We start from the raw sequence: 26,725 nt of genomic DNA, 5'->3' as shown, positions 1-26,725 counted from the left end.
CGGAGCCCCCGCACAGTGGGCTCCGGCCGTCGTCCCGGGGGACGCGCGCCGCTACAGGGCGAGGCCCGTCAGGACCATGACGCGCTCGTAGGTGTAGTCGTCCATCGCGAAGCGCACGCCCTCACGGCCCACGCCGGACTGCTTCACGCCGCCGTACGGCATCTGGTCGGCGCGGTAGGACGGGGCGTCGCCGATGACCACGCCGCCGACCTCCAGGGCGCGGTGCGCGCGGAAGGCGGCCTGCAGGTCGTGCGTGAAGACGCCCGCCTGGAGCCCGTACTTGGAGTCGTTGACGGCGTCGAACGCCTCGCTCTCGCCGTCGATCCGCTTCAGCGTGAGGACCGGTCCGAAGACCTCCTCGCACGCGAGGGTGACATCGGCCGGTACGTCGGCGAGCACGGTCGGCGCGTAGGAGGCGCCGTCGCGCTTGCCGCCGGCGAGCAGCTTGGCGCCCGCGGCGACGGCCTCGTCGACCCAGGACTCCACACGCTTGGCGGCGTCCTCGCTGACGAGCGGGCCGACCTCGGTCGCGGGGTCGGACGGGTCGCCGGTGACCTGGGCCTCGACGGCCTTGACCACGCGCGGCACCAGCCGGTCGTAGACGGTGGCGTCCGCGATGACCCGCTGCACCGAGATGCAGGACTGGCCGCCCTGGTAGTTGGAGAACGTCGCGATGCGCGAGGCCGCCCAGTCGAGGTCCTCGTCGGAGGAGTAGTCGGCGAGGACGACGGCCGCGCCGTTGCCGCCGAGCTCCAGCGTGCAGTGCTTGCGCGGCACCGAGTCCATGATCGCGTAGCCGACCTGCTCGGAACCGGTGAAGGAGATGACCGGCATCCGCTCGTCCTGGACGAGGGCGGGCATCTTGTCGTTGGCGACCGGCAGGATGCTCCAGGCGCCGGCCGGCAGCTCCGTCTCGGCGAGCAGTTCGCCGAGGATCAGGCCGGAGAGCGGGGTGGCCGGGGCCGGCTTGAGGATGATCGGCGCGCCGACGGCGATGGCCGGGGCGATCTTGTGCGCGCAGAGGTTCAGCGGGAAGTTGAAGGGCGCGATGCCGAGGACGACGCCCTTGGGGAAGCGGCGGGTCAGCGCCAGGCGGCCCTGGCCGCCGGCGTCGGTGTCCAGGCGCTGGGCCTCGCCGCCGTTGAAGCGGCGGGCCTCCTCCGCGGCGAACCGGAAGACGGAGATCGCGCGGCCGAGCTCGCCGCGGGCCCACTTGATCGGCTTGCCGTTCTCGGCGGAGATCAGCTGGGCGATCTCCTCGGTCCGCTCGACCAGGCGGTTCGACACGTGGGTGAGGGCCGCGGCGCGTACGTGGGCCGGGGTCGCGGCGAACTCGTCGCGCACGGCGTACGCGGCGGCGACGGCCTCCTCGACCTGGGCGTCGGTCGGGACGGCGGCCTTGCCGACGAGCCGTCCGTCCCAGGGCGAGGTGACGTCGAGGGTGGTCTCGCCGGTGGTCTGGCGACCGGCGAGCCAGAAGGCGTGGATGGAAGTCATGTCGATTCCCGGCCCTTCCGCGGAGGTGTGTCTGGGGGTACGTCCCTCACCGTAGGGGCAGCCGAACCCTCTGACGTTTGTCCGACGCGGAGTACTGGCCGGGAGCCTCGCACCGGTTTGTCAGGGCGGGCACGCCCGGGCCGGGAAGGCGGGCACGCCCGGGCCGGGAAGGCGGGCACGCCCGGGCCGGGAAGGCGGGCACGCCCGGGCCGGGAAGGCAAGCGCATCCGGGCGGGGAAGGCCGTGGCGGCGGGACGGCCGCCGGCCCGACGCCCCGTCAGTCCGAACCCATCGACGTCGCCTTCAGCGAGAGCCACAGCTCCATGCGGACGTCCGGGTCGTCCAGGGAGCGGCCGAGGATCTCCTCGACCCTGCGCATGCGGTAGCGCAGGGTGTGCCGGTGGACGCCGAGGTCCGCCGCCGCCGCGTCCCACTGGCCGTGCCGGGAGAGCCAGGCCCGCAGCGAGGCCACGAGGTCGCCGCGGCCGGTCGCGTCGTGCTCGTGCAGCGCCCGCAGCAGGCCGTCGGCGAACGCCCGCACCGCGTCGTCCGCGAGCAGCGGCAGGACGGATCCGGCGGCCAGTTCCTCGTGCTCGACGAGCGCGCGGCCGCGCCGCCGGGCGACGGAGAGCGCCTGCTCGGCCTGCTTGTACGCGGTGGCCGCGGCGATCGGTCCGGCCGGCGCGGAGAGCCCCATCACCAGCTCGGCCTCCTCGCCGGACACGGCTCCCTCGCGCCCCGGGGCGCCCCGGCCCGCCTCCAGCGCCGCCGCGTACTCCGCGCAGGCCCCGACTCCGGCGCCGCCGTCCACGACGAGCAGCACGAGCCGTTCCCCGTACGGGACGACGAGCAGCGCCTCGCCGGAGCGTGCGGCCGCGGCCTCGACGACGTCGACGAGCGCCGCCAGGGGGTCACCGCCGCTCGACGCGTCGGCCACCGCGGCGAGGACCGCGGCGGACGCGGTGCCGGGACCGCGCTCCGCGGCGCCGTCGGCCTTCTCCTGTGCGCCCGCCCGTACCCGCGCCGCCGACGCGGACGCCACCTGCGCGACGACGAGGCGGAAGGGCGCGTCCAGGAGGCCGCCGTACAGGTCGCCCGCGACGGTCCGCGCGTGATCGGGCTCCCCGGCGAGCAGCATCCGCAGCACGGCCGCGCCGATCCGCTGTTCGGCGGCGTGCAGCGAGCGGGAGCGCTCGGTGGTCAGGGTGAGCAGCGCGATGGCGGAGTGCACCGCGTACCGCTCGGCGGTGCCGAGCGTCGATGCCGTGCCGACGGCGAGCGCGGCGCGCGGCCTGCGGCCGGTGCCGAGCGAGTGCAGTTCGACGCGGTCCTCGGCGCCCGCGACGACGGAGCTCGCGGGGGCCGGGCGCTCGCGCAGGCGTTCGACGTCGGAGGTGAGCCTGGCGGCCCGGCGGTTGGCCCACTCCGGGGCTGCGGCGACGACGGCGCCGGACGCGTCGTACAGCGCGGCCCAGCCGTCGACCTGTCCCGCGAGGGCGAGCAGCAGCCCTTCGGGGCCGTCGCTCAGCGCCTGCTTGGTCAGCTCGCGCTGGGCGGCGAAGCCCGCCGTCACGGCGCGGTACTGCTCGGCGGCGATGGCGGCGGAGACGGCCTTGCTGATCGCGAGGAACGGCGTGCGCCGGGGCACCTCGATGAGCGGCAGCCCCGCGTCGGTGGCGGCGTCCAGGAGGGCCTTGGGGATGTCGGGGTAGTGCACGCCGACCGCGAAGCCGAGGCCGACGACGCCGGCGCCCGCGAGCCGTTTCACGTAGCGCCGCATGGCCTCCGGGTCCTCCGCGTCCAGCTTGAGCGCGGTGATCAGGAGGAGTTCGCCGCCCTCCATGTAGGGCACGGGGTCGGCGAGTTCACTGGCGTGCGCCCAGCGCACGGGGGCGTCCAGGCGTTCCTCGCCGGCCCGCACGGTCAGCTTGAGCGCGGAGTGGTGGACGAGCGAGGCGAGCGTGGGCGGCATGGGACCTTCAGGTCTGCGGCAGGCGGGGCGGGCGGGCTCCCGGCCACCGCGGAGCGGGGCGCCGGGATGTCAATCGTCGCGATGTGGATCTTTTGGCCGGTCCGTATGAACGACCTGTGCCGATTCTGCCTCACCGTACGGTGCGCTCGAGACCGAACACGTGGTCCGTGCGGTGGGGGAACCGGCGCGCGACGGACCCTTCGAGTGCCCGGTCCGCCCCGTTTCAGCCCCTCAGGTCCACGAGCAGGGGCGGCGCGTACTCCCCCCGGACGTCGGTCAGCGACAGCACCGCGTGCCCCGGCGGCACCCCGTGCGCCAGCTCGGAGGCCGACCAGCGCTCGCGTTCGACCTGGCGGACGGTGACGGCGCGGGCGGTCGGGGCGTTGCCGGTGATGACACGGCGCAGCATGTGCACGGTTTTGCCGAGCGGGGTCTCGGCGATGATCTGCCGGTCGGTGACATCGCGTGCCTCTGTCCACTCCTTGCCCCAGACTTCCGCGAAGTCCTGCCCGTCCCACGGGGTGAGGCCGGAGAGCGCCATCCGGCAGCCGGTCGCGCCGAGCAGCGGCGTGCGCAGCGGACGGGGTACGTCGTCGAGCGTACGCAAGGTCATGACGACGCCCGCGTTGGCGGACCGCAGACGCTGGACGCGGCGTACGGATTCCGGGGTGACCGTGCCGGACGCGTCGTCCAGGACGAGGCAGGCGAAGAGCGAGCGGTCCTCGCGGGCGGCGGCGCTCGCGGTGAACTGGGCGAGGACGAGGCGGGCCAGGATCCGTGAGGCGTCGGCGTGGCCGCGCTCGGGCAGGTCGATGCGTACACGCACGGGGTGGTCCAGTGCCCGCAGGGAGAAGGGGGTGCTCTGGCCGGACGTGTCGAAGAAGGCGGCGAAGGCGGGGCGGTCCAGGAGGGCGATGCGGTCGGCGAGGACCGCGCCCGGGTCGCCGGGGTGGCCCGCCTGGCGTTCGCGGGCGTCGAGTTCCCGGATCATCGCGTCGTGTCCGGCCTCCCGCAGCGCCGTGCGCAGCGCGCCCAGCGGGGCGGGCGTCCCGTCGAGCAGGGCGCGCAGCTCCGGTACGGAGGGGAAGCGCCGGTGGACGGCGAGGAAGGGGCCGAGCAGCTGGGCCAGGCAGGTCGTCGAGCGGCGGCTGTCCCCGCTGGGATGGGGGTCGACGAGGTCGCCGACGAGGGCCTCGGCGAGGACGGCGGCGGCCTCGTCCGGGTCGTTGGTGCCGCCGTACAGGTCCAGGTCGTACACCGAGTCGGGCTGCCCGACCCGCACCACCACGTCGTAGTCCTCGGCGGGCCCGAGCCCGGCGCCCGCGGCCCCGACGACCACGACGGCGGCCCGCCCGGCGAGGGCTCCCAGGCAGAGCGACTCGGCGATCGGCCAGACCACGCGGGCGGTCTTGCCGGACCCGCCGGGCCCGACGGCGAGCAGCGAGGTGCCGATCAGGTCGGGGCCGAGCGCGAGCCCCGTGCTCCGGTAGGCGTAGGGGTTGCGGGGGTCGTCGGCGGTCGTGCCGATGCGCACCTGTGCCGTGGCGAGGTCGTGGCGCGCGGCCCGTGCGGGCAGGTCCCGGTCCCCGGAGGGGTGCGGGCAGGCGCGAGCGCCGTCCCGCAGGACCGCGTCGGTGAAGGCGGCGAGCGGGCTGCGCCCGGCCCGTACGGAACGCCAGGCGCGCGCGATCCTGGCCTGGTCCACGTCCCGCATCAGCCCGGCTCCGGCGTCGGCGGCGAGCCGGTCGGCGGCGGCCTCCGCGCCCGCGGCCCGCAGCTGCGGCCAGCGGGCGGGGTCCTCCTCGGGGGCGGGCGGCGGCGGGGGCGCGTCGGGGCGGCGCAGGCGGGGGGCGACGAAGCGGCGCCAGACCTCGCCCCAGCGGCCGATCCGGCCGACGCCGATCATGATGGCGAACGCGATGAGGGTGTAGTAGCTGTACCAGACGAACGCGTTGCCGAACCGGTCGTCCGTGTAGATCCAGGCGTCGGGCAGGAACAGTTCGAGCGGCAGCACCCACCATCCGCCCAGGTACCCGTTCCACAGCAGGGACCAGAGCAGCCACCCCACCAGGAACGCGATCAGCGCCCCGCTGAGCAACTGCCGCGTCGGGATGAGCTCGGGCTCCTGCTCGGGCCGCGGCTTGTGCGCGAACCGCCAGATGCCCGGCGGCGCGGCGGGCCGCGGCGCCCGCAGCCAGGCCAGGAAGGCCGCGCCGTCGGGCAGCGGCGGCGCCCCCGGAGCCTGCGCCGGCCTGGGCGGCAGCCCCTGCGCGGGTGCCCCTGGCCGCGGCACCGCGGACCCGGGCGGAGGCGCCGCCGGGCGCGGCACCGGTGTGGCGTGCGTGCCGCGAGCGTCGTGCGTGCCGTCGGAGTCCATGCCCCTTGCCCCCTGACCAGCCGATCTGTTGGTTCGCGGGTCAATCTAGTGCCCCCGCAGGGGGAGTTCACCGGATACGCGCCCGGGCCTGCGGCGATCCGCTTTCGGCGGACGGTCCGCGAGACGCCCGCCGCTATGTCCACGACGGACAACCGACGCGCCGAACGACTCCCCGATGGAGCATGCCCACCCCATGGACCCACCCCTAACCTGCGAAGAAAGCAGTAGAGCGTCCGTATCGTCGCCCCACCCCCCAGGAGCCCCTCATGACCGCCCTTCCGCAGGAGCGCCGCCTCGTCACCGCCATCCCCGGTCCGAAGTCGCAGGAGCTGCAGGCCCGCCGTACCGCCGTGGTCGCCGGTGGCGTGGGTTCCGTGCTGCCCGTCTTCGCCGCGCGCGCGGGGGGCGGCATCGTCGAGGACGTCGACGGCAACCGTCTGATCGACTTCGGGTCCGGCATCGCCGTGACGTCGGTGGGCGCGTCCGCCGAGGCCGTGGTGCGCCGGGCGTCCGCGCAGCTCGCGGACTTCACGCACACCTGTTTCATGGTCACGCCGTACGAGGGCTACGTCGCCGTCGCCGAGGCGCTGGCGGAGCTCACGCCGGGTGACCACGCGAAGAAGTCGGCGCTGTTCAACTCCGGTGCCGAGGCCGTCGAGAACGCCGTCAAGATCGCCCGTGCGCACACCAAGCGCCAGGCCGTCGTCGTCTTCGACCACGGCTACCACGGCCGCACCAACCTCACGATGGCGCTGACCGCCAAGAACATGCCGTACAAGAACGGCTTCGGCCCGTTCGCGCCCGAGGTCTACCGCGTCCCGGTCGCCTACGGCTACCGCTGGCCCACCGGCGCCGAGAACGCGGGCACCGAGGCCGCCGCCCAGGCCATCGACATGATCAGCAAGCAGGTAGGCGCCGAGAACGTCGCCGCGATCATCATCGAGCCGGTGCTCGGCGAGGGCGGCTTCATCGAGCCGGCCAAGGGCTTCCTGCCCAAGATCGTGGAGTTCGCCAAGGACAACGGCATCGTCTTCGTCGCGGACGAGATCCAGTCCGGCTTCTGCCGCACCGGCCAGTGGTTCGCCTGTGACGACGAGGGCATCGTCCCCGACCTGATCACCACCGCCAAGGGCATCGCGGGCGGTCTGCCGCTCGCCGCCGTCACGGGCCGCGCCGAGATCATGGACGCCGCGCACTCGGGCGGCCTCGGCGGCACCTACGGCGGCAACCCGGTGGCCTGCGCCGGCGCGCTCGGCGCCATCGAGACCATGAAGGAGCTCGACCTCAACGCCCGGGCGAAGAACATCGAGTCCGTCATGAAGACCCGCCTCTCCGCCATGGCCGAGAAGTTCGACATCATCGGCGACATCCGCGGCCGCGGCGCGATGATCGCCATCGAGCTGGTCAAGGACCGCACGACCAAGGAGCCGCACGCCGAGGCGACCGCCGCCCTGGCCAAGGCCTGCCACGCGGAGGGCCTGCTCGTGCTGACCTGTGGCACGTACGGCAACGTCCTGCGGTTCCTGCCGCCGCTGGTGATCGGCGAGGACCTCCTGAACGAGGGCCTGGACATCATCGAGGGCGCGTTCGCCCGCGTCTGATCCGGCCGCGTCCGCGCGTGCCGGTTTGCGAGGCCCGTACGGAGATCCGTACGGGCCTTCGCCGTGCCCGAACAGCCCCTGACGTGCGCGTTTCCCGGGTGGTCAAAGGTGGGTGTCCTTGGGTGACCGTCGGGGCGTGTGAAGAAGGTGTGCGAGCCCCATGACGGGTTGCCGTTGCGGCTGTCGGGCCGCGACGACCTGCCGTACGGTTTCTGCAGTTGAGAGAAACACCCGCCCACAGGGGACTGTGGGCGACACCACGGCGGAGCCTCCCCAGCCCCGTCCTGGCCGTGCCCTTGCGCACACACCCGGAGCCCTGAGCTCCGGAACTCCTCACCGATCGGACGGCCGCTCGCCCCACACCCCCCGGGGCGCGCGGGCCACCGATCCGGAAGGCCGCCTCGTCTCCGACGGACCCGCGCATGCGGGCCGCCTCGGACAGGCCGGGCCGGTCGGCCACCGAAGGGCCAGCGCACTCCCCCCCCTTGCGCTGGCCCTTCGGCCTGTCCGCAGACGGCCCGGGCGCCGGACCGGACCGGGCGCCTGCCCGCGGAAGTCCCAACTGGCCACCCTGACACGGGAGATCGCCGTACACCGCAGGTTCACGGCGCACGGTGGGACCCTCCGCCGCGCGCCGCCCCCTCGCTCGTGCGGGCGATCAGTGGTGCCAAGCTGGGGGCCATGTCCGCATCCCCGGTCCCCCACCGCCAGGGCGAGACCGCCCCGCGGGGCGGCCGGCCGACCGTCCCGCGGCGGCCGGCCCTGTCCCTCTCGCTGTGCGCGCTCCTCTTCGCCGTCCTCACCTGGCAGGTCGTCACGGCAGGACCGCTGCGCCGCGTCGACGAACGGGCCGGGCGCGCGCTCACCGGCAGCCGGCTCTCGGACCGCGCCGCGGAATTCCTCGCCGACCTCGGCAACGTCTCGGCCGCCGTGCCGGTCCTCGTCGCGGTCCTCGCGTACAGCGCGTGGCGCGGACACCGTTCCCGCGCGTTCCGCTGGTGGCTGCCCGCGACGGCCGCCGCCGTCGCCATGGCCCTGGTGCCCGTGCTCGTCGCCCCGCTCAAGGCGCTGATCGACCGTCCGGGCCCGCCCGGCACGCAAGGCCACGACGGCTTCTACCCCTCGGGGCACACGGCGACCGCCACGGTCGCCTACGGGGCGTCGGTCCTGCTCCTGCTGCCCCTGCTGCGCGGCGTGTACGGCCGGCGCGAACTGGTCATCGGCTGCGCCCTGCTGAACGTGGCGGTCGGCTTCGGGCTCGTCCGGCGGGGCTACCACTGGCCGCTGGACGTGGTCGCGTCGTGGCTGCTGTGCGGGATGCTGCTTCAGGTGATGGCCCTGGTGATCGCACGGTACGGCCGGCGGCCGGTCCAGGAGTAGCGCGGCCGTACCGTGCGGGAGGGGACAAAGCGGGGTGCGTCAGCCGAAGTAGGCGTCGAAGTTCTTCGAGAACTCCCTGTTGTTGAAGCGGTCCCAGTTGATCGACCAGGTCATCAGGCCGCGCAGGTCCGGCCAGGTCCCGTGGGTCTGGTACGCGCCGCAGTTCGTGCGCTTGGTCAGGCAGTCCAGGGCCTTGTTGACCTCGCCCGTCGACACGTGGCCGTTGCCCGCGTTGACGGAGGCCGGCATGCCGATGGCGACCTTCTGGGGCGGCAGGGCTGGGAAGACGTTGTTCTTGTCGCCCGCCACGGGGAAGCCGGTGAGCAGCATGTCGGTCATCGCGATGTGGAAGTCCGCGCCGCCCATGGAGTGGTACTGGTTGTCCAGGCCCATGATCGGCCCGGAGTTGTAGTCCTGGACGTGCAGCAGTGTGAGGTCGTCGCGCAGGGCGTGGATGACCGGGAGGTAGGCGCCCGCGCGCGGGTCCTGGCCTCCCCACTTTCCGGTGCCGTAGTACTGGTATCCGAGCTGCACGAAGAACGTCTCGGGCGCCATGGTGAGCTGGAAGCCCGCTCCGTACTTGGCCTTGAGGGTCTTCACCGCGGAGATGAGGTTGACGATCACCGGGGTCTTCGGCTTCTTGAAGTCGGTGTCGTCGGCGTTCAGCGACAGCGAGTGGCCCTCGAAGTCGATGTCCAGGCCGTCGAGCCCGTACTCGTCGATGATCGAGGAGACCGAGGCGACGAACTTGTCCCGGGCCTGGGCGGTGGTGAGCTGCACCTGGCCGTTCTGGCCGCCGATGGATATCAGGACCTTCTTGCCCGCGGCCTGCTTGGCCTTGATCGCGGCCTTGAACTCGTCCTTGGTCTCGACGTTCGGGCACTCCGTCTTGGGACACAGGCCGAAGCGGATGTCTCCCGAGGTCGCGGAGGTCGGCTCGCCGAAGGCGAGGTCGATGATGTCCCAGCTGTCGGGGGTGTCGGCCAGGCGGGTGTAGCCGGAGCCGTTGGCGAAGCTGGTGTGCAGGTAGCCGACGAGGGCGTGGCCGGCGGGCGCGGCCGTGCGTGCGGCAGCGGCCGGCCTTTCGGGGGACGCCGGGCCATCGGGGGACGCGGTCGCGTCGGTGGACGCGAGCAGGCCGGACGCGGCGAGCGCGCAGGCCGCGGCGGCGACCACGGCGGCGCGTCTCACGCGGCGTGCGCGACCGGTTCGGGGCAACGAAGAACGATCCACAACTGCCTCCGGGCATGGGGGGATTGGAGGGCGGGTCGCGCTCAACTTGGTCCAGACCAATGAAGTTGTCAAGGTGTCCGGCAGATCACTCCTCGCCCTCACGCGCCCGCTGTGCGGCCGCCTCGTGCATCGCGAGTTCGAGCAGCGCCGGGTCCGTCAACGTCCCGGAACCGTCCGGCGGGACCAGCCACCGGACCCCTCCCGCGGCCCGCCCCGGGTAGGGCACGACGATCCAGGTCCCGTGGCCCGCGCCCCGTACGCCCGTGCCGAGCCAGCGCGAGACCGTGCCCGCGGGCACGAAGAACCCCATGCGCTCATCACCGAAGTCGGCGAGCACGGGCCCCGGCCGGTCGACACAGCGCGTCAGCACGTCGAGGGTGGGATAGCCGAGGTCGCCGGGCAGGATCAGCACGTCCCAGCGCCGGCCCGCGGGCAGCAGCGCGACCCCCAGGGGATTGCGCTCCCACTCCCAGCGGCAGGCATCCGGGTCCGGTGCCACCGACACCAGCCATTCGACAGCCGACTTCGCTCCCGAGCCGCCGGACCCCCCGAAATTGCCGGAGCCACCGGAACCACTCGTGCCAGCCATGGCGGGACCTCTTTCCTGTAGGACAACCGTGCACGTCACAGGTGAGAGGGGGCCGAGGGCCGAGCATTACGCGGGTTTCGGCTACCAGTTGGTAGTGAGAGGGAGCACAGGTGGGAGGCGGGGCGTGCGCCGGTTGATCACGCCCCGCTCACCGGTGGGCCGACCGCTCAGCTGTCGAAGCCGAGCCCCAGCTTGTCCATCGTCTTGAGCCAGAGGTTCCGCTTGCCGCCGTTGGCGTCGGAGCGGGCCAGCGACCACTTGGTCAGGGCGACACCGGTCCACGCGAACGGCTCCGGCGGGAACGGCAGCGGCTTCGTGCGCACCATCTCCAGGCTCGTGCGCTCCGTCCGCTCGCCGGACAGCAGGTCCAGCATGACGTCGGCGCCGAACCGGGTGGCCCCGACGCCGAGGCCCGTGTAGCCCGCCGCGTACGCGACGCGCCCCTTGTGGGCGGTGCCGAAGAACGCCGAGAAGCGCGAGCACGTGTCGATCGCGCCGCCCCACGCGTGCGTGAAGCGCACCCCCTCCAACTGCGGGAAGCAGGTGAAGAAGTGTCCGGCGAGCTTCGCGTACGTCTCGGGCCGGTCGTCGTACTCGGCGCGCACCTTCCCGCCGAACGGGTAGATCGCGTCGTAGCCGCCCCACAGGATGCGGTTGTCGGCGGAGAGCCGGAAGTAGTGGAACTGGTTCGCGCTGTCGCCGAGGCCCTGGCGGTTCTTCCAGCCGATCGCGGCCAGCTGGTCGTCGGTCAGCGGCTCGGTCATCAGCGCGTAGTCGTAGACCGGGACGGTGTACGGGCGCAGCCGCTTGACCAGCGAGGGGAAGATGTTCGTGGCGAGCGCGACCTGCCCGGCGAAGACCCTGCCGTACGGCGTGCGGATCGCCATCCCCGCGCCCGAGGGGGCCAGGTCGAGGGCGGGTGTGTGCTCGTGGACGCGGACGCCCTTGGCCAGGCAGGCCCGCTTCAGGCCCCACGCCAGCTTCGCCGGGTTCAGCATGGCGACGCCGTCGCGGTCCCAGAGGCCGCCGAGGAAGGTCGGCGAGTCGACCTGCCCGCGCAGGGCGTCCGCGTCCAGCAGCTCGGAGCCGTCCGCCAGGCCGTGCTCCGCCATCTCCTCGTGCATCTCGCGGAGTTCGGCCAGCTGGTGCGGCTCGGTGGCGACGTCGATCTCGCCGGTGCGCTCGAAGTCGCAGTCGATGGAGTAGCGCTTGACGGCCGCCTCGATCTCGTCGAGGTTGCGGGCGCCGAGCTCCTCCAGTTTCTGGATCTCGCCGGGCCAGCGGGACAGGCCGTTGGCGATGCCGTGGGTGAGGGACGCGGCGCAGAAGCCGCCGTTGCGGCCGGAGGCGGCCCAGCCCGCCTCGCGGCCCTCCACGAGGACGACGTCGCGCGCCGGGTCTCGCTCCTTGGCGATGAGCGCGGTCCACAGTCCGCTGTACCCGCCGCCGACGACCAGGAGGTCGCAGCGGTCGTCGCCGGTGAGCGCGGGTTCGGGGGCGGGCCTGCCGGGGTCGTCCAGCCAGTACGAGAGGGGCCGGGCGTCGGAGAGGGACGTGGTCCAGCGGGTCATGGCGCGAGGGGCCATGATTTCCACTCCTTCAAGAAAGTTAAGAGCGTCAGTTCGCTTGTTTGTTACGGCGCTTGCTTGTTACGGCGCTTGCTTGTTACGGCGCTTGCCGATGAGCATTCCGGAGAGTACGAGGAGAACGGCGACGAGGAACATCGCCGTACCGATCACATTGATCTGAACGGGCGTACCCCGCTGCGCGGATCCCCAGACGAACATGGGGAACGTCACAGTGGATCCGGCATTGAAGTTCGTGATGATGAAATCGTCGAAGGAGAGCGCGAAGGCGAGCAGCGCGCCCGCCGCGATGCCCGGCGCGGCAATCGGCAACGTCACGCGCAGGAACGTCTGCACGGGACCCGCGTAAAGGTCCTGCGCGGCCTGTTCCAGGCGCGGGTCCATCGACATGACGCGCGCCTTGACGGCGGTCACCACGAAGCTGAGGCAGAACATGATGTGGGCGATGAGGACCGTCCAGAAGCCGAGCTGCGCGCCCATGTTGAGGAAGAGCGTGAGCAGCGAGGCGGCCATGACGACCTCGGGCATCGCCATCGGCAGGAAGATCAGCGAGTTCACGGCGCCGCGCGCCCGGAAGCGGTAGCGCACGAGCGCGAAGGCGATCATCGTGCCGAGCACGGTCGCGCCGATCGTCGCCCAGGTGGCGATCTGCAGGCTCAGCGAGAGCGAACCGCACATGTCGGCGACCCCGCACGGATTCTTCCACGCGTCGAGCGAGAACTCCTGCCAGGAGTAATTGAAGCGTCCCTTCGGCTTGTTGAAGGAGAACACCGTCACGACGACGTTGGGAAGGAGCAGATAGGCGAGCGTCAGCAGGCCCGCGATGACGATGACATTGCGTCGGAGCCAGCGGAAGAAAGCGGCCATCAGACGAGATCCTCCGTCCCTGACTTGCGGATGTAGAAGGTCACCATGAAGAGGATGGCGGCCATGAGGATGAAGGAGAGCGCCGCGGCCGTCGGGTAATCCAGAATGCGCAGGAACTGTGTCTGGATGACGTTTCCGACCATGCGGGTGTCGGTGGACCCCAGGAGGTCGGCGTTCACGTAGTCGCCCGCCGCCGGGATGAAGGTGAGCAGCGTCCCGGAGACGACGCCCGGCATGGAGAGCGGGAAGGTCACCTTGCGGAAGGTCGTGGACGGCCGGGCGTACAGGTCGCCCGCCGCCTCGTGCAGCCGGCCGTCGATGCGCTCGAGGGAGGTGTAGAGCGGCAGGATCATGAACGGCAGGAAGTTGTACGTGAGGCCGCAGATCACCGCGAGGGGGGTGGCGAGGACCCGGTCGCCGTCGGTGACGCCCAGCCAGCTGGTGACGTCCAGGACGTGCAGGGAGTTGAGGGCGCCCACCACGGGCCCGCCGTCGGCGAGGATCGTCTTCCACGCCAGCGTACGGATCAGGAAGCTGGTGAAGAACGGTGCGATGACCAGCACGAGGATGACGTTGCGCCAGCGGCCCGCGCGGAACGCGATCAGGTACGCGAGCGGGTAGCCGAGCAGCAGGCACAGGACCGTGGCGGCCCCCGCGTAGAGCACCGAGCGCAGGAACTGCGGCCAGTAGTCGACGAGCGCGTCCCAGTAGGTGGCGAAGTGCCAGGTGACCTTGAAGCCCTCTTCGAGGGAGCCGGTCTGCACGGAGGTCGACGCCTGGTAGACCAGCGGCAGCGCGAAGAAGACGACGAGCCAGAGGATGCCGGGCAGCAGCAGCCAGTAGGGGACGAGCCGGCCGCGCCTGCGGACCTTGCGCGGGGCGTCGTCGTCCTCGGGGGCGGGCGCCTTCGGCGGTGGTGCGTCGGTCACGGTCGTCATGCGGACGCGTCCTCCTCGACCTTCTCGACGCCCGCCTCGACGTCCTGGGCTGCGTCCAGGCCGAAGGTGTGCGCCGGGTTCCAGTGCAGGATGACCTCGGCACCCGGCACGAGACGGCCGTCGCGCTCGATGTTCTGCGCGTACACCTCGAAGGAGTCGCAGAGGGGCCCGTCGACGACGTACTGCGTGGAGACGCCGATGAAGCTGCTGTCGGCGATGCGGCCCGTGACCCGGTTGCGGCCCTCGGGGATCAGGCCCGCGTCGTCGGCGTGCGTGAGGGAGATCTTCTCCGGGCGTATGCCGACGATGACCTTGCCGCCGGTCGTGGTGGGAGCGCTGCAACGCTCCGCGGGCAGCGTCAGCTTGCGGTCGCCCGCCGTGAGGACCAGGTCGTCGCCGCTCTTCGCGCTGATCTCCGCCTCGATGAAGTTCGAGGTGCCGAGAAAGTTGGCGACGAAAGTCGTCTGCGGGTTCTCGTAGAGGTCGGCGGGGGCGCCGAGCTGCTCGACGCGGCCGCCGTTCATCACGGCCACGGTGTCGGCCATGGTCATGGCCTCCTCCTGGTCGTGCGTGACGTGCACGAAGGTGATGCCGACCTCGGTCTGGATGCGCTTGAGCTCCAGCTGCATCTGCCGGCGCAGCTTGAGGTCGAGGGCGCCGAGCGGCTCGTCGAGGAGGAGCACCTTGGGGTGGTTGATGAGCGCGCGGGCGACGGCGACGCGCTGCTGCTGGCCGCCGGAGAGCTGGTGCGGCTTCTTGCGGGCCTGCTCGCCGAGCTGGACCAGGTCGAGCATCTCGCCGACCTTGCCCTTCACCGACTTGATGCCGCGCCGGCGCAGGCCGAACGCGACGTTCTCAAAGATGTCCAGGTGCGGGAAGAGCGCGTACGACTGGAAGACGGTGTTCACGGGCCGCTTGTACGGCGGCAGGGCCGTGACGTCCTGGTCGCCGAGGCGCACCGTCCCCGAGCTGGGCTCCTCCAGGCCCGCGATCATGCGGAGCGTGGTGGTCTTGCCGCAGCCCGACGCGCCGAGCAGCGCGAAGAAGGAGCCCTGCGGCACGGTGAGGTCGAGCGGGTGCACGGCGGTGAAGGAGCCGTACGTCTTGCTGATCCCGCTGAGACGGACATCGCCGCCGTGATCTTGAGCAGTGGTCATGGTGGGTCCAGGGGAAGTCGAGGGGAGAACAGGGGGCGCCCCGCGAGGGGCGCACAAGGGGCGCGGGGAACTGCGCGACAAGCCACGACGGGCCCGCAGGACGGAGCCGGCGACAGCGCAGCCGCCTACGCCCCCGTGAGCTTCGCGAACTTCTCTTCGTAGGCCGTCTCTTCCTTCGGCGTGAGAGAGCGGAAGGCCCGGGACTTCTCCTTCATCTCCTTGTCGGGGATGATCAGCGGATTCGACGCGGCGTCCTCGTCGATCTTCGCGAGCGCGTCCCGCACTCCTTCGACCGGGCACACGTAGTTGATGTACGCGGCGAGGCGGGCCGCCGGCTCCGGCTCGTAGTAGTAGTCGATGAGCCGTTCGGCGTTGCGCTTGTGGCGCGCCTTGTTGGGGACCAGCAGGTTGTCCGTGGACGTGATGTAACCCTGGTCGGGGATGTGGAAGTCGATGTCCGGGTTGTCGGCCCCCAGTTGGACGATGTCGCCGGCCCAGCCCAGGCACGCGGCGATGTCGCCCTTGTCGAGGTCCGAGGTGTAGTCGTTGCCGGTGAAGCGGCGTATCTGCTTCTTGTCGACGGCCTTCTGGAGGCGGGCGATGGCCGCGTCGAAGTCGTCGTCGGTGAAGTTGCCGGGGTCCTTGCCCAGGTCGATGAGTGTCATGCCGACGGTGTCGCGCATCTCGGAGAGGAACCCGACGCGCCCCTTCAGCTCCGGGTCGTCGAGCAGTTCGGACACCGAGGTGATCTTCTTCCCGCCGGTCGCCTTCTTGTTGTACGCGATGACCGTGGAGATGCCGGTCCAGGGGTAGGAGTAGGCGCGGCCCGGGTCCCAGTCGGGGTTCCTGAACTGGGAGGAGAGGTTCGTGTACGCGTGCGGCAGGTTGGCCGGGTCCAGCTTCTGGACCCAGCCGAAGCGGATGAGCCTGGCCGCCAGCCAGTCCGTGACGCAGATGAGGTCGCGCCCGGTTTCCTGCCCCGCCGCGAGCTGCGGCTTGATCTTCCCGAAGAAGTCGACGTTGTCGTTGATGTCCTCGGTGTACTTGACCTTGATCCCGGTGCGCTTGGCGAACGCCTCCAGGGTGGGCCGCCGGTTCTTGTCCTTCTCGTCGACGTCCATGTACTCGGTCCAGTTGGAGAAGGCGATCCGCTTCTCCTCGGCCGAGTGGTCGTCGGACGAGACCTCTCCCTCGCTCTTGCCGGCCGCGGGGATCCCGCAGGCGCTGAGCGCCCCGAGTCCGCCGGTGGCGAGCGCGCCGCCCGCGCCGGCGCGCAGCACGGACCGGCGGCTCAGGGGGCCCCTGCCGTTCCTCAGGCTGCGGTGCATGGCGGCCAGTTGGGCCGGGGAGAGGGAGGTGGGCTCGTACTGCTCCATGCGCGTGGTTGCCCTTTCGGGAAGGCGGCCGCCGGTCGTGCGGCCTGTGACGACGTGGCTACGTGACTATCGGTCCCCGAAGATCGTGCGGTGCCAGTCCTTGCGGACCGCCGCGGTGTTGTCGAACATGACGTGCTTGACCTGTGTGTACTCCTCAAACGAGTACGCGGACATGTCCTTGCCGTAGCCGGACGCCTTGTAGCCGCCGTGCGGCATCTCGCTGAGGATCGGGATGTGGTCGTTGACCCACACGCACCCGGCCTTGATCTCGCGGGTCGCGCGGTTGGCGCGGAACACGTCGCGGCTCCAGGCGGAGGCGGCGAGACCGTACGGGGTGTCGTTGGCGAGCCGGATGCCCTCGTCGTCGGAGTCGAAGGGCAGCACGACGAGCACGGGCCCGAAGATCTCGGACTGGACGATCTCGCTGTCCTGCGCGGCGTCCGCGACGAGGGTGGGCTTGTAGTACGCGCCGGGGTGCTGGAGCGCCTCGCCGCCGGTCACCACGCGCGCGTAGGAGCGGGCCCTCTCGACGAAGCCGGCGACGCGGTCGCGGTGCGTGTGCGAGATGAGCGGCCCCATGTCGGTGCTCGGGTCGAACGGGTCGCCGAGCCGCACGCTCTCCATGACATCGGCGACACCCGCCACGAAGGCTTCGTACAGCGGGCGTTGGACGTACGCGCGCGTGGCGGCCGTGCAGTCCTGCCCGGAGTTGATGAGCGCGCCCGCGACCGCGCCGTGCACGGCGGCGTCGAGATCGGCGTCGTCGAACACCACGAAGGGCGCCTTGCCGCCCAGCTCCAGGTGCAGCCGCTTGACGGTGGCGGTGGCGATCTCGGCGACGCGCTTGCCGACGCCGGTGGACCCCGTGAAGGAGGTCATGGCGACGTCCGGGTGCCCCACCAGGTGCTCACCGGCGTCCTTGCCCGCGCCCGAGACGATGTTGACGACGCCGTCGGGGAGGCCGGCCTCGGTGGCGGCCTGCGCGAAGAGGAGCGAGGTGAAGGGGGTGAGCTCGGCGGGCTTCAGAACGATGGTGTTGCCCGCGGCGATCGCCGGGAGGACCTTCCAGGCGGCCATCTGGAGCGGGTAGTTCCAGGGCGCGATGGACCCGACGACACCGATCGCCTCACGGCGTACGTAGGAGGTGTGGTCCCCGGTGTACTCGCCGGCCGACTGGCCCTGCAGGTGCCGGGCGGCGCCCGCGAAGAAGGCGGCGTTGTCGACGGTCCCGGGGACGTCGAACTCCCGGCTCAGCTTGATCGGCTTGCCGCACTGCAACGACTCGGCCTGCGCGAACTCCTCGGCACGCTCGGACAGCACGCCCGCGAAGCGGTGCAGGGCGTCCGACCGCTCGCCCGGGGTGGCGCCCGCCCAGCCGGGGAACGCCTCGGCAGCCGCCGCGACGGCGGCGTCGACGTCGTCCCTTCCGGCGAGCTCGTACGAGTAGACCTCGTCGCCCGTGGCGGGATCGACGACCGCGTGGGCGGTGCCCGACGTGCCCTTGGTCAACCGCCCGGCGATGTACTGCGCGCCGTCCGCGAAATGTTCCCGCGCCTGGAAGTTGTGCATGACGCTCTCCTCCGCCGTCCTCCCCGTGCGGGGGTCGGCGTAGCTCCAGATCGATTTGAGTGCCGATCCTGGCAGAGCCGTGGTAGTCCAACAAGTGATTCCGTAGTTGCCTTTTGGTTACGCGACGGAATCTGTCGACCAGGTGTCGAGTCGTCCTGGAAAACCCAGGACGGTGTGTCAGTGGTGCGTGCCAGACTCGCGTGCATGACGAAGATCGACATCGGCTCGGTCCGCTCGACGCAGGCGCTCCTGGCCGCGGTGCGCGCGGGCGAGAAGGTGAAGTACCTGCACTTCTGGGGCCACACCCCGCGCCGGGACGGCTCTCTGGACCGGAGCTGCCTCAGCCAGTGGTGGCCCTCGCCCTTCACCGTGGACGGCGTCGAGTACGCGACGGCCGAGCACTGGATGATGGCGGCCAAGGCCCGTCTCTTCGACGACGCGGAGGCGGAGCGGGCGGCCCTCGCGGCACGCACCCCCGCCGAGGCGAAGAACGCGGGACGGCTCGTACGAGGCTTCGACGAGGCGATATGGGCGCGCGAGCGGTTCCGGATCGTGGCGCGGGGCAGCATCCACAAATTCACGTCGACCCCGTCGCTGCGGGACTTCCTCGCGGCCACGGGCCACCGCGTCCTGGTGGAGGCAAGCCCCCTGGACCGCGTCTGGGGAGTGGGCCTGGCACCGGACGACCCCCGGGTCGGGGATCCGGAGCGGTGGCGGGGAGAGAATTTGCTGGGGTTCGCGTTGATGGAGGCGCGGGGGCGCGTGACGGGGTCCGGGGTCAAGGGTTCTCTCGGGTAGAGGTTCCCTCGGGTAGGGGTACCCTCACCGCCGCGGTGCGCTGCGACGCAGGGCGGGTCCCGGCACCGCCGCGGTGCGCTGCGACGCTGGGCGGATCTCTGCACCGCCCCGGTGCGTCGGATCACTCCCAGCCGGCCACCCCTCTACCCCGCACCGAGCCCGGCCGCGGGAGCCGGCAGGGCGAGGACGCACGACGTGCACGGCCCAGGAGCCCCGCCCCCGCCCGGCGGCCCCGTCACGAGCCCTCCCCAGGCGCCGGTGCACCGACATCTGCGGGGTGCTGTAGCGCCGCTCGGGCCGCCCGCACCGCACGCCGGATCCGACCGCCCTCCACACAGCCTGCCTCGGTCCCGCAGACCGGGCAGTCACTGACGTGCGCGAGCAGGACGTTGTACGCCTCCTGCGCCCGCTGCTCCTCGACGGGCGTCCCGCCGGCGCTCACAGCGACCCCCCTTGCAGGGCGCCGCGGGCGATGTCGACGAGCGCAGCGACGGCCGACAGCGCGCACAGGTCACCGGCTGCGCGCGGGGACACTGCCCAGTACAGTCCGGTCGGACCGGTGAGGTCACAGGCGGGGACGCCGAGAAACTGCCCGGCGCCCAGCATCGGGGCATCGACGCGGTGGCCCCAGCGCACGGGCGGGTATTTCGCGACCAGCGCGTAGTACTTATCCTTCGGCCGGTTGTGGATGACGGGCCCGTCGAGCGACTCGGCGAGGGTCGCGGCCACAATGCCGAGGTCGTCGGTGCCGACACCCGTGTGCACGATCCGGGCCGACAGCCGCACCGTGTTGAATCGCGATCCGAGCGGCAACAAGGCGATGCCGCGCTCCTGCCATTCGCGGTGTGCCTGATGCGGTTCCTCCTGGGATCGCGCGAGCCAGTCGAAGACCGCTCCGTGTGTGTGCCGAGTGCTCACTGGTGGCTCCGTCGTCAGCGGTGGTCAGGGCTGACACGACGTTAAGAGCCCGGACGCAGGAAAGGGGGGCCAAAAAGGCCCCCCTCGCTACGCGGCAAGCAGGTCGAGCTTCACGGCCAGTTCGGACGCGCGCTGCCGCCTGGCGGGCGAGCGCGACTCGGTTTCCTCCAGGACGATCCGCTTGGCGTAGCCGTTGTACCTGATCGTTTCGGGTGCGGCTTCATGGGCCAGCGCGAGCGTGGCCAGCGCGACATCGGGCTGCCCGTCGAGCTGGTAACCGCGCGCTTCCTCGATGCGATGGCGGGCTCGGCGGGGCCGGGACGTGATCGTATGGGCGTCGGCCGCGGCAGCCTGCCGGACGGACTCTCCGCCGGCGTGCAGCTCAACAGCGACCGTGACCGCGTGGGCGCCCATGATGCCGCGGCCGAAGCTGGTGACCGGATGGCAGTAATCCGCCGGCAGCCGGGTCGCCATGTCGCGGGCCTGATCCCAGAATCGCCAAGCGGTGCCCGTCTCGCCGCGTCGGGCAGCTGTGTACCCGGCCTCGAACGTCAACGCCCCCGCCACGGCGAGGACATCGTCGCCCGCGTCCGGCAGCAGCCGCTCCAGATATCTCAGCGTCGCCAGGTTCACGGCGTCGGCAGCATCGTAGTGGTTCGGGCCCGAGTCGCGGTGCGCCTGGGCAGCTAGCCAGGCGGCGACGCCCAGCGCGTGCGGGTCCTCGGACTCTTGCGCCGCGATCAGCCCCCGCTCGGCGACGCGCCACAGCAAGGCGGCATCGGGCTGGTAGGCGATGAAGAACTGGGCGAGGGAATAGACCTCGGCGAGCAGCGCCTGCGCCCGCCGCCGCGCGGCGGCCGAATCGGTCTGCCGGACGGCCAGTTGGGCGTCCCGGATCAGCTCAGGCAGCAGGGCACCCACGACCTCCCTGTGGTGGGGCGCGGAATGGCGCGCCTTCCAGGCGTGGGCGAGGCGCGCGGCCAAGTGCTCGGCCGGTGGTGCCTCCTGGGTGGTGACGAGAGGGAAGACGTCCACCGCGGACCTGACCGCGGCAAGTCGCGGATGGCCCGGACCGACGAACAAGGGGATGTGTACGCCCAGATCTCCGGTGAGTTCGGAGAGGAACCGGACGCGCAGCACTTCGGCGATACGGAGGATCATGTGCAGCCCGGGCGTCTTCAGCCGACCGCGCTCCACCTTCCTCACCCAGTCCTCTTGCTGACCGATCAGCCCGCCGAGCTGGACGCGGGTGAGACCACGTCGTTGACGCAGGATCTGCATTCTCTGACCGAACGCGACGGGGTCACGGTACGGGTCCGGGGAAGCATCGGTCGACACGGTCTCGCCCCTCTCTGCACAGCTCGTCACCGTCAGGGTATGGGGCGGGGCAAGAGTGAGGTGAGGTTTGGCGGCAAGGGCTCTGGCCGGTGATCACAGCACCGGGCCGGGCATGACGTGTGCCCCCTCCCGTCCGCATACGGGAGAAGGTCGCACCCCTAGGTCAGCCCGCGCCTGGACAGGAACCTGCTCCATTCGTCGAAGGCGTCCTCGGCTATCCCCAAAACGTCGTACTCCGTGCCGCCGGACGCGACGTAGAAGCGGTGCGCAGAGATTCCGGTGCCGACGAGGACGGCGGCGTCGTTCCGCGTGATCGCTGTGGAGGGGTCGCCCGTCTGCGAGCGCGTCGGTGTGAGGTGCTTCGAGCCGTTGGCGACATCTGCGCAGAGGCGGAGATCCAGACTGTCATCCATCAGTTTGTGCACATGGGAGTCGAGCACCCCGCTCGTCGGATCGTTCCTGAGCCAGTCCTTGAGGTGGTGCACCGTCTCGAAGAACGACAGAACCGTGTCGACCGCCACGTCGGTGCCTCCCAGCGCACCCGCGTATACCGCCCGCACGTCCTGGAGCCGACGCCCTACCCGCTCCCACTGCGATTGCCAGCCTTGGCCCAGCATGGACCCAGTGTCGCAGCGAACAGGGCGAAGGGAGCCTTCCCGCCAGAAGGTCACAGGAGGCGGAGCGCGACGTCAGCCGCTCCCTACTCCCCTACAGCCAACGTCGTGGAGAAGCCCGGGTCGTCCGGCGACGAGCCCGCGTCCGTCTCCTCGTCCGGCACCACGAGCAGGATCACCATCAGGGCCACCGCCAGGACGATCCCCGCCGCCCCGCAGATGATGCCCGCCAGGGCCTGGCCGCCGTTCGTCGCCTGGCCTCGCCGCGCCCTCCCCCGCCCCACCGCGCCGAAGATCACCGCGAGGATGCCGAGGACGATCGCGAGGGGCCACAGGCAGAAGCCGACCGCCGCGATGATGCCGAGGACGAGTCCGGCCACGCCCATGCCGTTCGCCGGCGCCATCGGCATCGCGGGCCAGCCGTACCCCGGGCCCCCGGGGCCGCCCTGGAACCCCGGATAGCCGGGATACCCCGGGTATCCGGGATGACCCTGGTGGCCTGCGGGCCCCGCCTGCCCCGCGTACCCCGGGTAACCCTCGTACCCCGGAAAACCGCCGGGCCCCGGGTACCCGTACGGCGCCTGGCCCGGCCCCTCCGGTGAGACGGGAGGCGGCGGCACCGGTTCCCCGGGCGCCGCGAAGGGGTTGCCGCCCCCCGCGTAAGGGGGCGGAGGCGGCCCGGCCCTCGGCATCGACGTCACCGTCCACTGGTCGTGAACCGACGGCGGGCCACCCTGCGCGCCAGGACCACCGGGCCCTGCGGGACGTCCGGCACCAGCAGCCCCGCCAGGACCGTCCGCACCCCGCGCCCCCGCATCCTCCACAGGCGCCGCCCAAGGGTCCCGCTCTTCGTCCCGCGCCTCCCGAGGCACCCTCGCGGCAGACAGCTCCGCCCCCGCGCCACCCTCTCCGGGTGCAGCGCCGCCCTCGGACTCCGAGGGCTCCTCAAACTCCTCGGCCCCCTGGGACTTCCCGGACTTCGCGGACATGACGGGTCACCTCTTTCGTACGTTCCGTCATGCTACGGCCCCCGCTTTCCCCGCGCCGACCGCCGCCTACGATGATCCCCGACCCACCGATCAGCCGATCAAGCCCGTTCCTGGGGAGGAAACCGTGACCGAGCAGCAGCCCGTAGACGTGTCAGCCACCGCCGAAACCGCAGCGGGAGCCGCGGTGGAAACCACTGCGGAAGCCGCAGCCGCGAAACCCGGCACCCCGCTCGCCGGCGACCCGCACGCCTTCATCGCCGGGCTGCCCAAGGCGGAACTGCACGTGCATCACGTCGGCTCGGCCTCCCCGCGCATCGTCTCCGAGCTGGCCGCGCGGCACCCCGACTCCGCGGTGCCGACCGACCCCGAGGCGCTCGCCGACTACTTCACGTTCACGGACTTCGCGCACTTCGTCCAGGTGTACCTCTCCGTCGTGGACCTGATCCGCACCCCGGACGACGTCCGCCTCCTCACGTACGAGGTGGCCCGCGACATGGCGCGGCAGAACGTCCGCTACGCGGAGCTGACCATCACCCCGTACTCCTCCGTCAGCCGCGGCATCGACGACCGTGCCTTCATGGACGCCATCGAGGACGCCCGGCGGACCGCCGAGGACGAGTTCGGCACCGTGCTGCGCTGGTGCTTCGACATCCCGGGCGAGGCGGGGCTCGTGTCGGCCGAGGAGACCGTCCGGCTCGCCACCACCGACAAGCTGCGCCCCGAGGGCCTCGTCTCCTTCGGCCTCGGCGGGCCGGAGATCGGCGTGCCCCGGCCCCAGTTCAAGCCCTACTTCGACCGGGCCATCGCCGCGGGCCTGCACTCGGTCCCGCACGCGGGCGAGACCACGGGGCCCGAGACGATCTGGGACGCCCTCGTCGATCTGCGCGCCGAGCGCATCGGCCACGGCACCTCCGCCGCGCGCGACCCGAAGCTCCTCGCCCACCTGGCCGAGCACCGCATCCCGCTGGAGGTCTGCCCGACCTCGAACATCGCGACCCGCGCGGTGCGGACCCTCGACGAGCACCCGATCAAGCAGTTCGTGGAGGCCGGGGTGACCGTGACGGTCAACTCCGACGACCCGCCGATGTTCGGCACCGACCTGAACACCGAGTACGCGGTCGCGGCGCGCCTCCTCGACCTCGACGAGCGCGGCATCGCGGCCCTCGCGAAGAACGCCGTCGAGGCATCCTTCCTGGACCCGGCGGGCAAGGCCAGGATCGCCGCGGAGATCGACACGTACACGGAGACGTGGCTCGCCCGGTAACCCGGCACCACAATGGGCCCATGCACACCGTGACTGCTGTGGCCCACCGGGGCGACCCCTACCGCGTCCGTGAGAACACGATCCCGTCCCTGCGCTCCGCACTCGAACGGGGCGCGGACGCGGTGGAGGTCGACGTCCGCCTGAGCCGCGACGGCGTGCCCGTGCTGCTGCACGACGAGACGCTCAAGCGGCTGTGGGGGTACGAACGTCCGCTCGCCGCCCTGTCCGCGGCCGAGGTCGTAGGTCTCACCGAGGGCGGCGTGCCGACGCTGGCCGAGGCCCTGCGGGCGACGGAGGGGCACCGGGTCATGATCGACCTGCCGGGTGCGACGTTCGAGGCCGTGCGCACGGTCGTCGGGGTCGTCGCGGAGTGCGGTGCGGCGGAGCGCGTCTACTACTGCGCGGGCGGGCGGACGATGCTGGCCGTGCGCGAGGCCGATCCGGCCGCGGAGATCGCGCTGACCTGGACGACCCTGGCCCCGCCCCGGCCCGTCCTGCTGGACGCGGTCAAGCCGCGCTGGCTCAACTACCGCTTCGCCCTGGTCGACCGGGAACTCGCCTTCCAGGTGCACCGCGAGGGCTTCCTCGTCTCGGCCTGGACCCCGGACACCCGCCGCTCGATGCGCCGCCTGCTCGACGCGGGCGTCGACTCGATCACCACGAACCGCATCGACGTCCTGCACACCCTGCGCGGTCCCGCCTGAGGCAGGCCCGACCGCGTGGAACCAGGTCGGGCCGGGTCACATCAGGGGCGGCGGCACGGCCTTGGCGTCCACCCCTCCCCCACCCTCGGGCCGGTCAGCAGCGCCGCCGACTCCAGCAGGCCCGCCCGGTCCGGGCCGCCCGCCGCGAGCGGGACGCGGCCCAGGCCGCCCCTGCGGGCCGGTGACCCGGGGGACGTACGCCGGGTCGCCGCCGCGCGCCGCGTACGAACTGACGGCGTACGAACTGACGGCGTTCGGACAGACGTTGCCGGGTCCCTGGCAGGGGCGAGACAGTGCTCGGCCCCCTAGGGGACACCCCTGCCACCATCCCTCCCCCCAACGCCCGCCGACCCCGACGGCTTCCCGGGGCCGTGCCCTCCCCACTGACGATCCGCCCCGCCCCACGTGATCCCCAGGATGAGAGCGCACCGCACAGCACCACCCCCTGCACGCGGCACCGCGACGCCGCACACAGCAGCGCACCGCACCGCAGCAGCGCCCGCAGCCGTGCCCGCCGAAGTCACCCCAGGAGTCACCGTGAAGGTCCCCGCCCGTGCCGCTCTCGCCGCCGCCCTCGTCCTCGGCCTGACCGGCGCCGCGGCCGCCCCCGCCCTCGCGCACGCCCCCGCCGCCCACACCCGGCCGGTGCCCGCTGCGCACACCGCGCCCAACGCCGGCGCCCTGCGCGACGCGATCAAGGGCCTGCCGGACGCCGACGCGACGGCGGCCCTGGTCCGCGTCGGCGGCACGGACGGGACCTGGCGCGGGAGCTCCGGCGTGCACGACCTGGTCACGCACCGCAAGGCCGATCCGCACGGCCGTTTCCGTGCCGGGTCCACGACCAAGATCGTGACGGCGGCCGTGGTGCTGCAGCTGGCCGCGGAGGGCACGGTCGACCTCGACAGGGCCGTGCAGCGGTACATGCCGGGCCTGTTCACGGACGAGTTCAAGGACATCCCCGTACGCAGCCTGCTCAACTACACGAGCGGCCTGCGGCCCGGCGACGGATTCGACGACGAACTGGCCCACCGTTACGACACGTTGGACCCGCGGAAGGTCCTCGCCTCCGCCATCGCCAAGGGACCCGCGCACGACCCGGGCGACGAGCAGCACTACGGGAACATCGGCTACACCGTGCTCGGCCTGCTGATCGAGAAGGTCACCGGGGACTCGTACGCCCACCAGGCCGCCCGGCGGATCTTCGAGCCGCTGCACATGCGCGACACGTACTTCCCCGGCACCGGCCTCCGCATCCGCGGGCCGCACAACCGCGGCTACCAGAAGGTTGAGCAGGCGGACGGCGGTACGCGGCTCGTCGACGTCACCGAGTGGAACCAGTACGACCGTTTCGCGGCGGGCGACATGATCTCCTCCACGGCCGACCTGGAGAGGTTCACCCGGGCGCTGTTCGCCGCGGAGGTCGTGCCCGAGCGGCAGCTGAAGGAGATGCTCACGCTGCCCCGCCTCGCACCGGACGTCCCCGAGGCCACCTTCGGGCTGGGGCTGCAGCACGTGAAGGTGGGCGACCGGGAGATATGGCTCAAAACCGGCTCTCGCTACGGCTACACGAACATGATCGCGTCCACCGACGACGGCTCCCGCACCCTCGTCTACTCGGTCAACGCGACCGACGCCAAGGGGAAGGACGCGAACCGGGTGGCGGAGCGCATCGCCGCCGCCGCGCTGAGCTGACCCAGCGCCCCCTCCCGGCACCGCGGGACCCGCTCACCGCTTCCCGCAGGTCGGGAGCCACGGGCAGCCGAGCTTTGCGTAGACCGCCGCGCCTTGTACTTTCATGCGAGCACGTAGTTGTTCGTGTGGCGTGTACGACGGGGGATGCGGCATGGCGGGACATCGACCACGGGACTGGCATGTCCTTGACCTGGAGAAGGATCCGACGCCGGGTGATCCGCACCGGGTGCGCAATCTGGCCAAGAACCTGCACGATTTCGCGGACG

General features: G+C 71.8%; 20 protein-coding genes and 1 pseudogene. 6 read left to right on the top strand and 15 right to left on the bottom strand.

Features of this window, described 5'->3' with window-relative positions; all coding sequences use genetic code 11:
* Positions 1-51: 51 nt before the first annotated feature.
* The 3 genes from ACZ592_RS37165 to ACZ592_RS37155 all read right to left on the bottom strand — a co-directional run bounded on the left by ACZ592_RS37165 (position 52) and on the right by ACZ592_RS37155 (position 5,846).
* Positions 52-1,497 (bottom strand): aldehyde dehydrogenase family protein, encoded by a 1,446-nt coding sequence (locus tag ACZ592_RS37165; RefSeq protein ID WP_471586163.1) that lies wholly within the window; start codon positions 1,495-1,497, stop codon positions 52-54.
* Positions 1,498-1,774: 277 nt separating this feature from the next.
* Positions 1,775-3,469, bottom strand: coding sequence for a PucR family transcriptional regulator ligand-binding domain-containing protein (locus tag ACZ592_RS37160; RefSeq protein ID WP_471586162.1), 1,695 nt, complete (start codon positions 3,467-3,469; stop codon positions 1,775-1,777).
* Positions 3,470-3,692: 223 nt separating this feature from the next.
* Entirely contained in the window at positions 3,693-5,846 is a 2,154-nt protein-coding gene (locus ACZ592_RS37155; RefSeq protein WP_471586161.1) for an ATP-binding protein, read from the bottom strand.
* A 266-nt stretch (positions 5,847-6,112) separates the two neighbouring features.
* Here ACZ592_RS37155 and gabT point away from each other — a divergent pair, with 266 nt between their 5' ends.
* Positions 6,113-7,447, top strand: a complete 1,335-nt coding sequence (gene gabT, locus ACZ592_RS37150) for a 4-aminobutyrate--2-oxoglutarate transaminase (RefSeq protein WP_471586160.1) — start codon at positions 6,113-6,115, stop codon at positions 7,445-7,447.
* Positions 7,448-8,128: 681 nt separating this feature from the next.
* Positions 8,129-8,827 (top strand): phosphatase PAP2 family protein, encoded by a 699-nt coding sequence (locus ACZ592_RS37145; RefSeq protein WP_471586159.1) that lies wholly within the window; start codon positions 8,129-8,131, stop codon positions 8,825-8,827.
* 39 nt (positions 8,828-8,866) lie between these two features.
* Here the strand turns inward: ACZ592_RS37145 and ACZ592_RS37140 are convergent.
* The 8 genes and pseudogenes from ACZ592_RS37140 to ACZ592_RS37105 all read right to left on the bottom strand — a co-directional run.
* Positions 8,867-9,871 (bottom strand): annotated as a pseudogene (locus ACZ592_RS37140) (chitinase); the annotation flags it as partial.
* A gap of 274 nt (positions 9,872-10,145) precedes the next feature.
* The gene (locus ACZ592_RS37135; protein ID WP_471586158.1) at positions 10,146-10,649 is read right to left on the bottom strand and encodes a hypothetical protein; all 504 of its coding nucleotides are present in this window, start codon (positions 10,647-10,649) and stop codon (positions 10,146-10,148) included.
* A 167-nt stretch (positions 10,650-10,816) separates the two neighbouring features.
* Positions 10,817-12,235: an NAD(P)/FAD-dependent oxidoreductase gene (locus ACZ592_RS37130; protein WP_471586157.1), complete on the bottom strand. Its 1,419-nt coding sequence runs from the start codon at positions 12,233-12,235 to the stop codon at positions 10,817-10,819.
* 63 nt (positions 12,236-12,298) lie between these two features.
* Complete coding sequence (locus ACZ592_RS37125) at positions 12,299-13,102, bottom strand: ABC transporter permease (RefSeq protein ID WP_471586156.1); 804 nt, start codon at positions 13,100-13,102, stop codon at positions 12,299-12,301.
* Positions 13,102-14,040 (bottom strand): ABC transporter permease, encoded by a 939-nt coding sequence (locus ACZ592_RS37120; protein WP_471586155.1) that lies wholly within the window; start codon positions 14,038-14,040, stop codon positions 13,102-13,104. Before ACZ592_RS37120 ends, ACZ592_RS37125 begins: the two co-directional genes overlap by 1 nt.
* A complete protein-coding gene (locus ACZ592_RS37115) occupies positions 14,037-15,197 on the bottom strand; it encodes an ABC transporter ATP-binding protein (protein WP_471586154.1) in 1,161 nt (386 codons plus the stop codon). The genes ACZ592_RS37120 and ACZ592_RS37115 overlap by 4 nt, the downstream gene beginning before the upstream one ends.
* 125 nt (positions 15,198-15,322) lie before the next feature.
* Complete coding sequence (locus ACZ592_RS37110; RefSeq protein WP_471586153.1) at positions 15,323-16,573, bottom strand: ABC transporter substrate-binding protein; 1,251 nt, start codon at positions 16,571-16,573, stop codon at positions 15,323-15,325.
* A 66-nt stretch (positions 16,574-16,639) separates the two neighbouring features.
* Positions 16,640-18,142, bottom strand: coding sequence for a gamma-aminobutyraldehyde dehydrogenase (locus ACZ592_RS37105; protein ID WP_471586152.1), 1,503 nt, complete (start codon positions 18,140-18,142; stop codon positions 16,640-16,642).
* Positions 18,143-18,346: 204 nt separating this feature from the next.
* On the opposite strand from ACZ592_RS37105, the gene ACZ592_RS37100 reads away from it, so the two are divergent.
* Positions 18,347-18,940 (top strand): NADAR family protein, encoded by a 594-nt coding sequence (locus ACZ592_RS37100; RefSeq protein ID WP_471586151.1) that lies wholly within the window; start codon positions 18,347-18,349, stop codon positions 18,938-18,940.
* A gap of 438 nt (positions 18,941-19,378) precedes the next feature.
* Here ACZ592_RS37100 and ACZ592_RS37095 read toward each other — a convergent pair whose 3' ends face one another.
* From ACZ592_RS37095 to ACZ592_RS37080, 4 genes are all read right to left on the bottom strand, one after another.
* Entirely contained in the window at positions 19,379-19,858 is a 480-nt protein-coding gene (locus ACZ592_RS37095) for a hypothetical protein (RefSeq protein ID WP_471586150.1), read from the bottom strand.
* 87 nt (positions 19,859-19,945) lie between these two features.
* A complete protein-coding gene (locus tag ACZ592_RS37090; protein WP_471586149.1) occupies positions 19,946-21,196 on the bottom strand; it encodes a helix-turn-helix domain-containing protein in 1,251 nt (416 codons plus the stop codon).
* A gap of 158 nt (positions 21,197-21,354) precedes the next feature.
* On the bottom strand, positions 21,355-21,813 hold the full coding sequence (locus ACZ592_RS37085; RefSeq protein WP_471586148.1) for a hypothetical protein: 459 nt from the start codon (positions 21,811-21,813) through the stop codon (positions 21,355-21,357).
* Positions 21,814-21,896: 83 nt separating this feature from the next.
* Complete coding sequence (locus ACZ592_RS37080) at positions 21,897-22,220, bottom strand: DUF4190 domain-containing protein (protein WP_471586147.1); 324 nt, start codon at positions 22,218-22,220, stop codon at positions 21,897-21,899.
* 763 nt (positions 22,221-22,983) lie between these two features.
* On the opposite strand from ACZ592_RS37080, the gene ACZ592_RS37075 reads away from it, so the two are divergent.
* The 3 genes from ACZ592_RS37075 to ACZ592_RS37065 all read left to right on the top strand — a co-directional run bounded on the left by ACZ592_RS37075 (position 22,984) and on the right by ACZ592_RS37065 (position 26,459).
* Positions 22,984-24,063: an adenosine deaminase gene (locus ACZ592_RS37075; RefSeq protein WP_471586146.1), complete on the top strand. Its 1,080-nt coding sequence runs from the start codon at positions 22,984-22,986 to the stop codon at positions 24,061-24,063.
* A gap of 20 nt (positions 24,064-24,083) precedes the next feature.
* The gene (locus ACZ592_RS37070) at positions 24,084-24,767 is read left to right on the top strand and encodes a glycerophosphodiester phosphodiesterase (protein ID WP_471586145.1); all 684 of its coding nucleotides are present in this window, start codon (positions 24,084-24,086) and stop codon (positions 24,765-24,767) included.
* Between the two features lie 537 nt (positions 24,768-25,304).
* Positions 25,305-26,459: a serine hydrolase domain-containing protein gene (locus ACZ592_RS37065; protein ID WP_471586144.1), complete on the top strand. Its 1,155-nt coding sequence runs from the start codon at positions 25,305-25,307 to the stop codon at positions 26,457-26,459.
* Positions 26,460-26,725 lie beyond the last annotated feature (266 nt).

It is taken from the genome of Streptomyces sp. NPDC040622, assembly GCF_055593965.1.
This window is presented reverse-complemented; position numbering and strand designations above follow the sequence as displayed.

Excerpts from the sequence above, each read along its gene's own strand:
- ACZ592_RS37110 (WP_471586153.1), bottom strand. The coding sequence starts at position 16,573 with ATGGAGCAGTACGAGCCCACCTCCCTCTCCCCGGCCCAACTGGCCGCC.
- ACZ592_RS37130 (WP_471586157.1), bottom strand. The coding sequence starts at position 12,235 with ATGGCCCCTCGCGCCATGACCCGCTGGACCACGTCCCTCTCCGACGCC.
- ACZ592_RS37120 (WP_471586155.1), bottom strand. The coding sequence starts at position 14,040 with ATGACGACCGTGACCGACGCACCACCGCCGAAGGCGCCCGCCCCCGAG.
- ACZ592_RS37160 (WP_471586162.1), bottom strand. The coding sequence starts at position 3,469 with ATGCCGCCCACGCTCGCCTCGCTCGTCCACCACTCCGCGCTCAAGCTG.
- ACZ592_RS37115 (WP_471586154.1), bottom strand. The coding sequence starts at position 15,197 with ATGACCACTGCTCAAGATCACGGCGGCGATGTCCGTCTCAGCGGGATC.
- ACZ592_RS37080 (WP_471586147.1), bottom strand. The coding sequence starts at position 22,220 with ATGCCGATGGCGCCGGCGAACGGCATGGGCGTGGCCGGACTCGTCCTC.
- ACZ592_RS37165 (WP_471586163.1), bottom strand. The coding sequence starts at position 1,497 with ATGACTTCCATCCACGCCTTCTGGCTCGCCGGTCGCCAGACCACCGGC.
- ACZ592_RS37100 (WP_471586151.1), top strand. The coding sequence starts at position 18,347 with ATGACGAAGATCGACATCGGCTCGGTCCGCTCGACGCAGGCGCTCCTG.
- ACZ592_RS37155 (WP_471586161.1), bottom strand. The coding sequence starts at position 5,846 with ATGGACTCCGACGGCACGCACGACGCTCGCGGCACGCACGCCACACCG.
- ACZ592_RS37135 (WP_471586158.1), bottom strand. The coding sequence starts at position 10,649 with ATGGCTGGCACGAGTGGTTCCGGTGGCTCCGGCAATTTCGGGGGGTCC.
- gabT (WP_471586160.1), top strand. The coding sequence starts at position 6,113 with ATGACCGCCCTTCCGCAGGAGCGCCGCCTCGTCACCGCCATCCCCGGT.
- ACZ592_RS37085 (WP_471586148.1), bottom strand. The coding sequence starts at position 21,813 with ATGCTGGGCCAAGGCTGGCAATCGCAGTGGGAGCGGGTAGGGCGTCGG.
- ACZ592_RS37145 (WP_471586159.1), top strand. The coding sequence starts at position 8,129 with ATGTCCGCATCCCCGGTCCCCCACCGCCAGGGCGAGACCGCCCCGCGG.
- ACZ592_RS37070 (WP_471586145.1), top strand. The coding sequence starts at position 24,084 with ATGCACACCGTGACTGCTGTGGCCCACCGGGGCGACCCCTACCGCGTC.
- ACZ592_RS37125 (WP_471586156.1), bottom strand. The coding sequence starts at position 13,102 with ATGGCCGCTTTCTTCCGCTGGCTCCGACGCAATGTCATCGTCATCGCG.
- ACZ592_RS37105 (WP_471586152.1), bottom strand. The coding sequence starts at position 18,142 with ATGCACAACTTCCAGGCGCGGGAACATTTCGCGGACGGCGCGCAGTAC.